The sequence below is a fragment of the Shewanella profunda genome (assembly GCF_023283765.1).
Lineage (GTDB): Bacteria > Pseudomonadota > Gammaproteobacteria > Enterobacterales > Shewanellaceae > Shewanella > Shewanella profunda.
This window is the reverse complement of record NZ_JAKILG010000074.1, coordinates 1-13,318: the sequence shown is the minus strand read 5'-3', so window position 1 is coordinate 13,318 and position 13,318 is coordinate 1. Positions and strand designations below refer to the sequence as shown.

Sequence of the window (13,318 nt, the reverse complement as noted above, 5' to 3'; positions counted from 1 at the left end):
AAAAAACCTATCTCTATTGGATCAAGGCCTTTATTAACTTTCACGACAAGCGTCACCCTGAAACAATGGGAACGGAAGAAGTTACACAATTTTTAACCTTCCTTGCCAATCAACTAAATGTAGCCATCAACACACAAAAAATTGCACTTAACGCAGTAGCCTATTTGTATCAGAAGCATTTGCACCATGAGCTTGGGGATTTAGGTTTTTGCTATGCCACTAAACAGAGACATTTACCGACAGTGTTATCCCCATCAGAAATCTCACTAGTACTAAATGAACTTGATGGCCGCGATAGGCTAATAATAGAACTACTCTATGGTAGTGGACTAAGAGTTTCAGAATGCCTCAGGTTACGTATCCAAGATATTGATATTGAGAGCGCTTCGCTGACCGTTAGAGACGGTAAAGGACATAAAGATAGGCAAACCATCCTCAGCCATAGATGCGCAGAAAAGCTAACTACATATATTGAAAAGGTTATTAAAATTCAACAGAATGATAACCAGCAAGGGATAGGTCCATCTCTGCCAAATGCATTAGAACGTAAGTATCCCAATGCGTTTAGGCAACACGGGTGGATGTTTATTTTCCCTTCCAGCACAACCTGTATCAATCCTTATACAGGAACACTTTGCAGGCATCATTTACATCAAAGTGTTATTCGTAAAGCGCTCGGGAATGCCGTGCGTAATATTCAAATGAATAAACGCGTCACCTGCCATACGTTTAGGCATAGCTTCGCAACCCATTTACTTCAAGCTGGTCGTGATATAAGAAGTGTTCAAGAGTTACTGGGCCACAATGACGTTAGTACCACACAAATCTATACACATGTACTTGGCCAACATTTTGCGGGGACAACTAGCCCGTTAGACACATTATAAATGTCAGAGTCCTTTCGAAACTCAGAAGCATTACTAAAATTTGGTCTACTTACAGCTTGTAGAGTTAATTGTCAGTAGCCCCGATAACGCGCAATGGGGCGTGCGACGTGAAGTCGTATGAAGCGCTGTTCACCGCTTAACGAGTGAACCTTCTGTATCACCAGATGAACCTAGGAGCCTGAATAAAGTAGCGGCTCTGACAATGTAACGAAGATTGGTCTTTGACCAATCGGGATATGAACCGCGAGGGGATGATCCTCCTGATAACCACAAATCGGGTGAGTGCTAGGTAGTCAGTATGATGAATGTAAGTGAATCCGCGTAAGGTGCGTTATGCGATGAAACAGCGGAAGTGGTTAACACGCTGTAGCCAAAAGGCACGAGAGTCGGAAAGAGATTGTCCCATGCTCTTTCGTGATCATTGTACTCTCCGCACCATAGCGGGCATCTAACCTGACATTGCGTAACATACGGAACACGGTAAGCCTGTATCACTCCCTCTGGGAAAGCCAACATAGCCGATAGTGATGCAGGTATAGGAGGTCGGAAAAAGCAAAGGCTGCGTTGTAATGATGCAGATACAGACTCATGTCTGAGCACGAAAGTGTGCCCACTTCCGACTGGTCTCCCGTTGCGAGAGAATTCGAAGGACTTTATCCAAGGAGAAACGCAAATGATGATTTCAAAAGAGATTAGTGCCTCTCCTGACAGTGCTCAATGGCAGTCAATCGACTGGAAATCCGTTGAGTCGCATGTATTAAAGCTTCAGATGCGTATCGCAAAGGCAACAAGAGAAGGTAAACAAGGCAAGGTGAAAGCCCTGCAATGGATACTGACTCACTCTCGCTCAGCAAAACTCCTTGCTGTTAAACGAGTGTCGAAAAACAAAGGCAGTAAAACGCCTGGAATAGACGGCATCATCTGGAACACAGATGCACGCCGCATGAAAGCCGTCAATCAATTGAGCAGAAAGGCATACATAGCCAAGCCGCTCAAGCGTATCTACATCCCTAAGAAAAACGGCAAGCTCAGACCTCTCGGTATCCCCTGCATGTAGACAGAGCGCAACAAGCACTCCACCTTCTTGCACTCGAGCCCGTGTCAGAAACACTTGCCGACCCTAACAGCTATGGGTTTAGACCAAACCGCAGCACTGCTGATGCTGTCGATCAGTGCTTTAAGTGTTTGGCTCTAAAGAAATCAGCCCAATGGGTACTCGAAGGTGATATCAAAGCCTGTTTTGACAAGATCGGTCATCAATGGCTTCTTGATAACATCGCCGTAGATAAGCGGATGTTGGAACAATGGTTAAAGTCTGGCTTTATGGATAAAGGGCTGTTTTATCGTACCGATGAGGGCATACCGCAAGGCGGGATCATATCTCCCACCTTGATGTTAATGACTCTTGCAGGTCTTGAGCAGCACATAAAATCCACCGCCCTCAAAAAGGGGGCTAGAGCCAACTTTATTGGGTACGCCGACGATTTCGTCGTCACTTGCGCTTCAAAGGAAGTGCTGGAGAACGATATCAAACCGTTGATTACTGACTTCTTAGCAGAAAGAGGCTTAACACTATCCGAAGAGAAAACGCATATCACTCACATCAACGATGGCTTTGACTTCTTAGGTTTTAACCATAGGAAGTACAAAGGGAAACTGCTCATTAAACCGAGTAAATCCAATACGCTGATGTTCTTAAGTAATCTGCGTGAACTCATCAAAAAGCACGTAACCCTACCCGTGAACGATCTTATCAAACTGATAAATCCGAAACTTAGGGGGTGGTCGAATTACTATCGACACTGCGTCGCGAAACAGGTGTTCGGATATGTAAGCCACAAGCTATTCCATGCGTTATGGCACTGGGCCAAAAGGCGTCATCCAACCAAATCTAAAACTTGGATAGCCCTTAAATACTTCGTCAATCGAAAAGGCCGGTGGCAATTTCACGGTTGGCAGAAGCTCTTGGGTATGGATTGCCAGTTCAATCTCTTCCAAATAGCCAAAGTGCCTATCGAGAGACATGTGAAAATCCGAAGTTCAGCAACCCCATTTGACCCTCAATACCAAGAATACTTGGCGAAGAGAAAGTCCAAAAGGCTAGCTCGCAACTCTTGGAACGAACCTGCTCTGACTGCTTTATAAGTTGCTGGGTATCAAACGATGCTTTTGTGGAGGCTTGAGCCGTATGCAGTGAAAGTTGCACGTACGGTTCTTAGGGAGACGGCACTTGGTAACAAGTGTCGTCCACCCGACAAAAAGCTTTTAGCCAGATGAACAGTTCAATGGTCGTAAAGATTGGCATTGTGGCAACTGTGACCGTTGGCGGCATGGATGCCGCCGTCGAGCCCTCAGGGATGAGTTTATGGCGTGTCACAGGGGAAACAATGACAATTCATCCTGTACACCTGACGACAAACTTATCTAGTTTTGGGGCAATATCTTTTAGCCAGATGAACAGTTCAATGGTCGTTAAGATTGCCACTGTTGCAACAGTGACCGTTGGCGGCATGGTTGCTCATTCACATCCATGTGATCGCAACATTCGATTCTTGTAATCAAGAGCCATATACAGCAGATTTTGCTGTCGAGCCTATAGGGCTACTTCTTGTGAAATAAAAGGGCGGCGTGTCACTGGGAAGCTGTGGCAATGTATATAACGCAATATACGATTCAGCCGCCTTGCTGATTTAGCTAGAAGATTGGCTTTGATGAGTTCAAACAGTCAGGGTTTTAAACTCATTACTCTTGCAAGTTAGAGACTAAACCGCTTGTCCTGCAGCCACGCCGGATGCCCATGCCCATTGGAAATTAAACCCGCCTAACCAACCACTTACGTCCATGACTTCACCGATAAAGTAGAGTCCAGGCACTTTGCTGGCTTCCATGGTTTTAGAGGAGAGTTCATGGGTATCCACGCCGCCTAACGTCACTTCGGCGGTGCGATAGCCTTCGGTGCCATTCATTAATACTGTCCAGCGGTGTATATCATCCACAAGTTTTGCGCGCTCGGCGTGCACCAGTTGATTTAGCGCTTTGTTTAACAGGGCTTCATCGAATAACACTTCGACCAAACGCTTAGGCAGCCATTGGCTGAGGGTATTGCGAAGGCTTTGTTTAGGATGCGTGGCGAGCTGTTGCTCTAGCAATTGCGCCAAATCCATATTCGGCAATAGATCGATTTCTATGGTCTCGCCCGCTTTCCAATAGTTGGAAATCTGCAAAATGGCAGGGCCAGATAAGCCACGGTGAGTGAATAGCAGCGCTTCGCTGAACGCAGTGCCGTCTTTGGCGCTAATGCGGCTCGGTACAGCGATGCCCGACAAAGGTTCGAAGCGAATTTTATCTTCGCTGTGCCAGGTAAAAGGTACTAAGCCTGCGTGGGTCGGCAATACTTTGAGGCCAAATTGCTCGGCTAGTTGATAACCATAGGGCGTGGCGCCGAGTTTTGGCATGGATAAGCCACCGGTGGCGATAACGAGTGAGTCACAGCTCAGTTCGCCGTTAGAGGTGTTGAGCTCAAAGCGCCCTGCCTCCGTCTTTTTAACGGCCAGAATATCGGTGCGCAGCTTAATCGTCACGCCCGCCCATTCACACTCGGTCAATAACATAGTGACTATCTCTTTGGCCGAGTCATTGCAAAACAGTTGGCCGTGATCACGTTCGTGGTATTCAATACCATGGCGCTCGACCAATTCAATAAACTGCTGCGACGGATAACGCGCGAGTGCCGACTTAACAAAGTGGGGATTACCACAGAGGAAGTTAGCGGGCTCGACTTTAAGGTTGGTGAAGTTACAACGCCCGCCGCCGCTGATGAGGATTTTACGCCCGGCTTGCTTGGCATTGTCGAGTACAAGTACATCACGGCCCCGGTAACCCGCGGTCGCTGCACACATCAATCCCGCGGCGCCGGCTCCGATAATAATGACATCATGATGTTTCACGCTATGACTCCACACAGATAAATTGATTAGTATTGGCTGCCAACGGGCAATTTGATGACTCGCTAGCCTTTAGCAAGCAAGTCATACAACAGCTAAACGGAGCAAACGCTAGGCACAAAAAAGGGCGCTATTTTAGCACCCTTTCACTTATTCGGCATTACAGCATCATCACGGCTCGCGGTTTATTGCGTAGGCGTTTCTGATTTCTTCTCTCTACTGAGCAGCTCTTTAGCAGCATCGACTGGCGCTTTGCCTTGATACAAGACTTGGTAAATCTGCTCAGTGATCGGCATTTCAACCCCAAGGCGTTTCGCAAGCGTAAACACTTCTTTGGTATTGCGATAACCTTCAACTACTTGGCCGATTTCAGCCTGTGCTGTCATCACATCACAACCTTTACCTAGGGCTAAACCGAAACGACGGTTACGGGATTGGTTGTCGGTACAGGTCAACACTAGGTCACCTAACCCCGCCATTCCCATAAAGGTGGCCGCATTGGCACCTAAGGCTTCGCCTAAACGCGTTAATTCGACTAAACCACGGGTGATCAAGGCCGTTCTAGCATTGGCACCAAAGCCGATACCGTCGGACATACCCGCGCCAATCGCGATCACGTTCTTCACCGCGCCGCCAAGTTGCAGACCAGTAAAGTCGTCATTAGCGTAAACCCGTAAGCGTTTCGGGCTGTGCAGCAGTTCTACTAAATCTTCAGTAAACTGCGGGCAGGTTCCCGCGACCGAAATCGCCGTAGGTAAACCCATGGCGAGTTCTTTGGCAAAGGTCGGCCCAGATAATACCGCTAGCGGATATTGCTCACCTAATACATCACGGGCCACATCTTGCAACAAGCGTCCCGTCTCAGGTTCGAGCCCTTTGGTTGCCCATACAATGCGGGCATCGCTACGCAGTAAAGGTTTAGCTTGCTTAAGCACTGTGCCAAACACATGGCTTGGCACGACCACTAACACATTGTTACTGGCGGCTAAGGCTTTCGCTAAATCGGCTTCGATCTGTAAACATTCAGGAAACGCAATACCAGGTAAAAATGCTTGATTGCACTTGTCTTGAGCGAGCGTTTGCATGTGGACAGGATCGTGTCCCCATAACAAGGTCTTATGACCATTACTAGCTAAAGAAATGGCAAGGGCGGAGCCATATGAGCCCGCCCCTAATACCGTGATGTCGGCAGAGTTTTTCATGTAATTAAGCGTTTGCTTCTTCGGTAGCTGGCGCAGTCGCAGCAGCTTGACGTTGTTGCACGTATTGTGCGAACAGGGCATCAAAGTTCACTGGTGCTAGGTTTAGTTGTGGGAAAGTACCACGGCCAACTAAGCTACCCACAGCTTCGCGAGCATATGGGAACAGGATGTTAGGGCAGTATGCACCTAATGAGTGTGCCAATTGTGGCTCAGTTAAACCAGCGATAGAGAAGATGCCCGCTTGCTGAACTTCACATAGGAAAGCAGTCTCGCCTTCATTTTGTGCAGTTACAGTTAAAGATAGAACCACTTCATACACATCATCGGCTAATTTAGCGCTGCGCGTGTCTAAATCTAACTTAACTTCTGGGTTCCATTCTTTTTGGAATACAGCTGGGCTGTTAGGCGTTTCAAAAGACACATCTTTAGTGTAAACACGTTGGATGTTGAATTGTGGGGCTTGTTGTTCGTTGTTTGCTACTTCAGCCATAATTTCCTACCTATCCTATCAATGTTATGCCAGCTTTTCGTGAAGGCTGACTTATATGTCTATTTAGCTCGGGCTTTGCGACTTAAGGCCAATATCCCAGTGCCATCCCAATGTTTACTAGAGCGCATCTTTCTAACGAGTCTAAAAACTTTAATTTAAGCCCTTAGCGACCGCAGGATCAGTATGCTAAACAATGATGACTCTAATTGCTGCACGGTCAAAATGGCCTTTGCAGCACAAATCATAACTGCCGCCGACAACTTATCTTTTGCTTTTTGAAACAGGCATATTTGCTGCCTGCCATTCACCCATACCACCTTTTAAGTTATACAGATTTTCAAAACCCTGTTTGCTTAAAAGCTGAGCCGCTTGAGACGAGGTCATGCCAGCATTGCATACAAGTATAATGGGACTGGCTTTAAACTTTTCAAGGGCAGAAGTCTGATTATTTTTGATATCCGCGAGCGTAACGTTAAGTGCATCAACAATATGGCCCTTACGGAACTCATCGCTTGAACGCACATCAACGACTTTTGCATCCTGTCTGTTCACCATAATGGTTAACTCTTGGTGACTAATACTTTTGATTTTCGAAAAGCTCGATTTGATCACACTGATCACGAGCACAACAAATAATCCCACCCAAGCCAGACTTAACATAGAGTTAGCTTTAAAAAATTCGATATATTCTTGCATGATTACAGCCCGTATAAATGGCGAAAATTCGATAAGGGCACAGAGTATACCCATTGCCTTGGCAGATTGCAGCAGTTTAGTCACAGTTCGAGAACACAGTTTGAGCCTTGTAGCAAAGCGATTATCTAACCATTCGCCAATATTCTGCCTAATTAGCGATTCGATGACCTTAATCTAGGTAAAGCGCTTTTTCGTACCCTACTTACGTAGTAATATTTAACCAATTTCAGATTTCTACCGCTTCTTTAAAACTTAAAGGTATCACCATGACGACAACTAAACGTCCGATCGCGCTGTTGATCCTCGATGGCTGGGGCTATCGTGAAAACACGCATATGAATGCGATTTTTCACGCAAATACACCAGTGCTCGACCGTATCAACGCACAATATCCCCACGATTTGATTTCTGGCTCAGGCTTAGATGTAGGTTTGCCCGATGGTCAGATGGGGAACTCTGAAGTAGGGCATATCAATTTAGGCTCTGGCCGCATTGTTTATCAAGAACTTACTCGCATCAGTAAAGCAATTCGCGACCATGAGTTTGAGAAAAACCCAGCCCTGTGTGATGCAGTTGATTCAGCAATTAAAGCTGGTGGCGCTGTACATATTATGGGCCTGCTTTCCGCGGGTGGTGTACATAGCCATGAAGAGCATATCGAAGCCATGTGCCGCATGGCCGTTGCACGCGGTGCAACCAAAGTGTATTTGCACGCCTTCTTAGATGGTCGTGACACTCCACCCCGTAGCGCTAAGGGCAGCTTGAGTCATTTTGATGATCTGTTTACTACATTAGGCCATGGCCGTGTCGCATCAATCATAGGCCGTTACTTTGCAATGGACCGTGATAACCGTTGGGATCGTGTATCCCAAGCCTATGATTTAATCACCCAAGGCAAGGCCAAGTTCCAATACGATAACGCTGTGACGGCGTTAGAAGCCGCATATGCCCGTGATGAAAACGACGAGTTTGTGTCTTCATCAGCCATTACCGATGTCGATGGTAAAGTAGCAACACTACAGGATGGCGACGCGCTAATATTTATGAACTTCCGCGCCGACCGCGCCCGCCAAATCACCCGTAGCTTTATTCACCCAGACTTCGATGGTTTCGAACGCGCAGTTGTGCCTAAAATGCACTTTGTCACTTTGACTGAGTACGCTGGCGATATCACAGCACCTATCGCTTACCCATCTGAAAACTTAGTGAATACCTTAGGTGAAGTGCTGCAGAAACAAGGTCGTACTCAGCTACGCATCTCTGAAACTGAAAAGTATGCCCATGTCACTTTCTTCTTTAACGGTGGTAAAGAAGAGCCATTTGAGGGTGAAGATCGCATCCTAATCAACTCACCTAAAGTGGCAACTTACGATCTACAGCCTGAGATGAGTTCAGCCGAGCTGACTGATAAGTTAGTCGCGGCAATTGAATCAACGAAATACGATGTGATCATCTGTAACTATCCCAATGGCGATATGGTTGGCCACACGGGTAACTTCGATGCCGCAGTGAAAGCCTGTGAAGCCGTTGATGCTTGTATCGGCCGCGTTGTCGAAGCGTTGGCTAAAGTCGGTGGTGAATGTATTATTACCGCAGACCACGGTAACGCAGAGCAAATGACTGACGAAACCACAGGTCAAGCCCATACAGCGCACACGAGTGAACTCGTGCCTTTTATCTTTGTGGGACGCGATGCGACTATAGATAAAGGTGGTAAACTCAGCGATGTCGCTCCGACCATCTTGCAATTGATCGGCGAAGCCATTCCTGCAGAGATGACGGGGAAACCCTTAATCCACATTAAAGAGTAATTGTTACCTAGTGAGTACTCGACTCCGTGTAAAAGCCAGCATTATTGCTGGCTTTATGATGTTATCTTTCTCGGTCAACGCTTCTGATTTACAGAAGCGTCAGTCCGAGTTGAAATCAATCCAAGCGCAAATAAACCAACAACAAAGCGCACTTAAAAGTACCAGTAAACAACGGGAAAAATTACTTTCATTGCTGCGAAGTGATGAAGAAGCCATCGCCTCGGCGGCCAAAAAAGTTAACAGCACCAAAAATAGTTTGACGCAAATAGACAATAAACTCGCAGAGCTAAAACAGCGTCAAGATGAGTTAGAAACGCTGAGGATCAGTCAGCAAAAAACGCTATCAAAACAGCTTTCTAGCGCATATCTCGCAGGCAATCACGATTACACTAAGATGATGCTCAGTCAACAAAGCCCCGCGACTATTGAGCGAATGCTGGCTTATTATCAATATCTGAACAAAGCACGGATGAAGTCGATCAACGAGTTAAAACAGACTCTCACCGAGCTTGATGAAATTAAGACTTCGCAAGTAAGTAAGCAGCAACAGTTAACTAAACTGATGGCAGAACAACAAGTTCAATCTAAGCGCTTAAGTCAGGAACAAAATCAACGCCAACTTACCCTCAATGAATTGCAACGCACCCTCAATACTAAGGGCGCAGAACTTGAGCAACTGCAAATTGAAGAGGCCAGCTTAAAACGCGTTGTCGAACAAGCACTACGCGCCATGAAAGACAGCCCCTCAATGGAAGGTTTTGGCAAACAAGGTGGCAAACTAAAATGGCCAACCAAAGGCCGAGTCAGCGCCAGCTTTGGCAGCCGACGATCCGGCCAAGTGGTGTGGAAAGGCATTATGCTATCGGCACCTGAAGGACAAAATATCCAAGCAGTTTCAGGTGGAAAAGTCATCTACGCCGATTGGTTAAAGGGCTTTGGTATGGTGATGGTCATCGACCATGGTAAGGGTTATATGAGTCTTTACGGCCACGCACAAACACTACTAAAAAGCCCTGGTGAGATGGTCAAAAGTGGTGAAGCAATTGCTTTAGTCGGACGTTCGGGTGGACAAACCGAGCCTGGCCTATACTTTGAAATAAGGCATAAAGGGCAAGCCGTCGATCCAGCGAAATACTGTCGCTAGTATGGCTGCCCTAACAATAGGGGACGGCTATGAAACATATGTTCCGCGACATCGGTTGTATTGGATTAGGCCTAGTATTAGGCCTGTCTATTAGCCTATCCAGTAAAGAGAACGCAAAATCTTATTCAAATGATTTCAACTATCCACTGCTACAGGATGTACTTGAAACAGTTGAAACTTATTATGTTAAAACCATCCCAAAGGAAGAGTTAGTCCAAGCGGCAATCAAAGGGATTTTTGAACATTTAGATCCTTACTCCAGCTTTTTAAATCATCAAGAGTTGCTCGATTTAAAAGACGCCAACCGAGGTGAATACTTTGGTTTTGGGTTTGAAGTTGCCAGCGATAAAAATCAGATCAGCATAATAGCTCCCTTCGCTAATTCTCCCGCCGAAAGAGCAGGCATAAAAGCAGGGGACACTATAATCAAACTGAATAACACCCTATCAACTGAAGCGAATCTATCCGATATCCTCACGGAAATAAAACAGCATAGTCTACGTAATCAACCGATTGATTTAACGCTAAAACACCACAACGATAGTGCAGAGTTTGAGGTTTCACTCAAACCTAGCATTATCACTATGCAATCCGTTAGTAGCACACTATTAAAAGGTAATATTGGCTACATTAGACTCAGTAGCTTTCAAGAAAACTCCACTAAAGATGTGTTGCATTCACTTAGCCAATGGCAAAGCACAGAGTTGACGGGGCTTATTCTCGATCTGCGTAATAATCCCGGAGGGCTACTCGACCAAGCAATAAAAATTGCGGATATCTTCCTCGCGAAGGGTCGTATCGTCTCAACTTCTGGGCGATTTTTTGATGCGAATTCAGACTACTATGCCTCCCCTCAAGCGATGTTCAACAAAGTGCCAATATTAGTATTGATCAACAAAGGTTCAGCCTCTGCTGCCGAAGTGCTTGCTGCCGCATTGCAGGAAAATGGCCGCGCTAAGCTATTAGGTGAAACCAGTTTTGGTAAGGGTACAGTCCAAAGTTTGATCCCAATACTAAACGATGGCAACGCTGTTAAACTTACAATAGCCCAATACAACACGCCAAAAGGCGGAAATATCCACGAGATTGGCATAATACCCGATGTGAAAGTTAGCTCAGAAACTAGCTCCAGCAAAGAGAATGTGGCTATAATCGATGCCATTTCAGCACAGACCGATGTTGCCCAAGACCATATAGTCAACTCTGCTATAGCTTGGATACAACACCATGACTAATAAGCAGAAACAGTGCGTTTATTTTATACCTTTATTCTATTGGCCCTATATGTTGCCCCATCTTACGCGGCTAAAATTGCGCTGATTATCGATGACATAGGCTATCGTCAAACAGATGAAGCTGTATTGTCGCTTCCTAGCACTGTGACCCTATCAGTATTACCTCATACACCTTTAGGTCAAAAACTCGCAAAGGCTGGCCATAGTAAAGGACACGAAATTATGTTGCATTTACCTATGCAGGCGCTTAACGGTAGAGCATTAGGCTCTGGAGGCTTAACCAACGGCATGAATGAAGCACAGATCCGTGCAAGTGTCTTGAGCGCTATCGCTAATATCCCCTTTGCTAAGGGTGCGAATAACCATATGGGGAGTTTATTAACACAGCTCGATTCACCCATGCTTTGGGTTATGCAGAGCCTAAAACAGCATCAACTGTATTTCGTGGATAGTATGACGACAAAGTTTTCTAAAGCGGGAGAGAAAGCAGATCAACTAGGTGTCCCAACGTTGAAACGCCAACTCTTTCTCGATAACAACATAAGCAAACAAGCACTTGAAAAGCAATTTACTCTAATGATTAGTCATGCACATATTCAAGGAAGCTTAGTGGTAATAGCCCACCCTTATCCAGAAACTATGCACTTCTTAAAAGCAAATTTACCACAGCTCAACGCTGAGGGAATCGAACTCGTGCCAGTCTCAGATTTATTGCCTATCGATATCGCTCAGGCAAATAAAACTAATCCAACTGCAGAACGGAGATAGACAGATCTGGCAGCAAGACTAACAATTCATCCCGATTACTAACTATGTCCTGCAGACTATATTGATCAAGAACATTTAAATAGGCTTCAACCGCGTGCGCTAAGACGCCTTTAAGCTTACAGGCAGGTGTGAATCGACAGTAGGGTTTACTACAGTCAATAGGCGCCAATGAATTTTCAAGTACTCGAACTACCTGACCTAAATTGATCTCGCTCGCAGGCTTACCGAGGCGAAAGCCACCCATTTTTCCCCGAATAGTTTCTAAATATCCCAACTTACCTAGATGATGCACAATTTTAGAAACATGATTAGGTGATAAATCAAATACCTGGGTAATTTCAGCAATTCTAAACAGCGTCGTCCTATCGGGCTGAACAGCCAAATACATAAGTGTGCGAACACCAAAATCGGTATAGCGTGTTAACTGCATAATTCACCTGTCAGCGATAAACCTAATGAGAAGTCTGAGATTCAAGGTTAGTAATTAACCAAAACGCCTCTTCATTTGTATAACCACATACATCCAGAGATGCATCAAAATCACTACAAACGGCGGGACGAGCTGGCGAGCCGAAAATCAAACATAAATTATCATCACTTAACTGTACACAGCGCTCACCCGCGGCCTTGCCATTAGGCATACCCGGAATAACGCTGCTAATTGAAGGTGCAATACAGCAAGCACCACAGCCAAGACGACAATTCATTTTCGTTACTCATGAAAGACATAAGGGATTATACCGCTTAATTTGTCCGAGATCAGTGTCACAGCTCAATACTGCCAAGTCGCGCACAAGAGCTATTCTATTAGTGAAAGAAACTATGCTAATAAACTCAAATGAACATACTACAAAATCCTAGATGAAAGATTGTAGATTTATAAAACCAAAACGAAAAAAGCCTCATCTTTCGATGAGGCTTATCTCTTAATGTTGGCGGAGCGGACGGGACTCGAACCCGCGACCCCCGGCGTGACAGGCCGGTATTCTAACCAACTGAACTACCGCTCCTTTAGCTTAACGTCTACACGTTAACCTAAATTAGGCGCTTGGCGATGACCTACTCTCACATGGGGAGACCCCACACTACCATCGGCGCGTTTGCGTTTCACTTCTGAGTTCGGGATGGGATCAGGTGGTTC

Annotated in this window: 12 protein-coding genes, 1 tRNA gene, 1 rRNA gene and 1 pseudogene; 7 read left to right on the top strand and 8 right to left on the bottom strand. The window is 45.7% G+C overall.

Translation table 11 applies throughout. The features are described 5' to 3' along the window. The 3 genes and pseudogenes from L2744_RS20730 to L2744_RS20715 all read left to right on the top strand — a co-directional run. Positions 1-887, top strand: an 887-nt coding sequence (locus L2744_RS20730) for an integron integrase (protein ID WP_248993657.1), incomplete at its 5' end; no start/stop codon positions are given. A 673-nt stretch (positions 888-1,560) separates the two neighbouring features. Next, positions 1,561-3,032, top strand: a pseudogene (ltrA, locus tag L2744_RS20720) (group II intron reverse transcriptase/maturase). Between the two features lie 140 nt (positions 3,033-3,172). After that, positions 3,173-3,445, top strand: coding sequence for a hypothetical protein (locus tag L2744_RS20715; protein ID WP_248993654.1), 273 nt, complete (start codon positions 3,173-3,175; stop codon positions 3,443-3,445). A gap of 204 nt (positions 3,446-3,649) precedes the next feature. On the opposite strand, the gene L2744_RS20710 is transcribed toward L2744_RS20715, so the two are convergent. The 4 genes from L2744_RS20710 to L2744_RS20695 all read right to left on the bottom strand — a co-directional run bounded on the left by L2744_RS20710 (position 3,650) and on the right by L2744_RS20695 (position 7,219). Beyond that, positions 3,650-4,834 carry a BaiN/RdsA family NAD(P)/FAD-dependent oxidoreductase gene (locus tag L2744_RS20710; protein ID WP_248993653.1) on the bottom strand — a complete coding sequence of 395 codons (1,185 nt, stop codon included), beginning with the start codon at positions 4,832-4,834 and terminating at the stop codon, positions 3,650-3,652. A gap of 182 nt (positions 4,835-5,016) precedes the next feature. Beyond that, positions 5,017-6,033: an NAD(P)H-dependent glycerol-3-phosphate dehydrogenase gene (gene gpsA, locus L2744_RS20705; protein WP_248993652.1), complete on the bottom strand. Its 1,017-nt coding sequence runs from the start codon at positions 6,031-6,033 to the stop codon at positions 5,017-5,019. Positions 6,034-6,037: 4 nt separating this feature from the next. Beyond that, on the bottom strand, positions 6,038-6,523 hold the full coding sequence (gene secB / locus L2744_RS20700) for a protein-export chaperone SecB (protein WP_248993651.1): 486 nt from the start codon (positions 6,521-6,523) through the stop codon (positions 6,038-6,040). A gap of 261 nt (positions 6,524-6,784) precedes the next feature. Continuing rightward, positions 6,785-7,219, bottom strand: coding sequence for a rhodanese-like domain-containing protein (locus tag L2744_RS20695; RefSeq protein WP_248993650.1), 435 nt, complete (start codon positions 7,217-7,219; stop codon positions 6,785-6,787). A 266-nt stretch (positions 7,220-7,485) separates the two neighbouring features. Here L2744_RS20695 and gpmM point away from each other — a divergent pair, with 266 nt between their 5' ends. Genes gpmM through L2744_RS20675 form a run of 4 tightly spaced genes read left to right on the top strand, consistent with a single transcriptional unit; the run spans position 7,486 to position 12,177 of the window. Further along, positions 7,486-9,030, top strand: coding sequence for a 2,3-bisphosphoglycerate-independent phosphoglycerate mutase (gene gpmM / locus L2744_RS20690; protein ID WP_248993649.1), 1,545 nt, complete (start codon positions 7,486-7,488; stop codon positions 9,028-9,030). A 10-nt stretch (positions 9,031-9,040) separates the two neighbouring features. Beyond that, positions 9,041-10,174 carry a murein hydrolase activator EnvC family protein gene (locus L2744_RS20685; protein WP_248993648.1) on the top strand — a complete coding sequence of 378 codons (1,134 nt, stop codon included), beginning with the start codon at positions 9,041-9,043 and terminating at the stop codon, positions 10,172-10,174. A 29-nt stretch (positions 10,175-10,203) separates the two neighbouring features. Next, positions 10,204-11,409, top strand: a complete 1,206-nt coding sequence (locus L2744_RS20680) for a S41 family peptidase (protein ID WP_248993647.1) — start codon at positions 10,204-10,206, stop codon at positions 11,407-11,409. A gap of 12 nt (positions 11,410-11,421) precedes the next feature. Then, on the top strand, positions 11,422-12,177 hold the full coding sequence (locus L2744_RS20675; RefSeq protein ID WP_248993646.1) for a divergent polysaccharide deacetylase family protein: 756 nt from the start codon (positions 11,422-11,424) through the stop codon (positions 12,175-12,177). On the opposite strand, the gene L2744_RS20670 is transcribed toward L2744_RS20675, so the two are convergent. From L2744_RS20670 to rrf, 4 genes are all read right to left on the bottom strand, one after another. Beyond that, positions 12,152-12,607, bottom strand: coding sequence for an Rrf2 family transcriptional regulator (locus tag L2744_RS20670; RefSeq protein ID WP_248993645.1), 456 nt, complete (start codon positions 12,605-12,607; stop codon positions 12,152-12,154). The two genes, L2744_RS20675 and L2744_RS20670, sit on opposite strands and share 26 nt — an antisense overlap. Positions 12,608-12,629: 22 nt before the next feature. After that, positions 12,630-12,884 (bottom strand): YkgJ family cysteine cluster protein, encoded by a 255-nt coding sequence (locus tag L2744_RS20665; RefSeq protein ID WP_248993644.1) that lies wholly within the window; start codon positions 12,882-12,884, stop codon positions 12,630-12,632. A gap of 226 nt (positions 12,885-13,110) precedes the next feature. Next, positions 13,111-13,187: transfer RNA gene (locus L2744_RS20660), tRNA-Asp, on the bottom strand. A 36-nt stretch (positions 13,188-13,223) separates the two neighbouring features. Continuing rightward, positions 13,224-13,318, bottom strand: a 5S ribosomal RNA gene (rrf, locus tag L2744_RS20655); the annotation flags it as partial.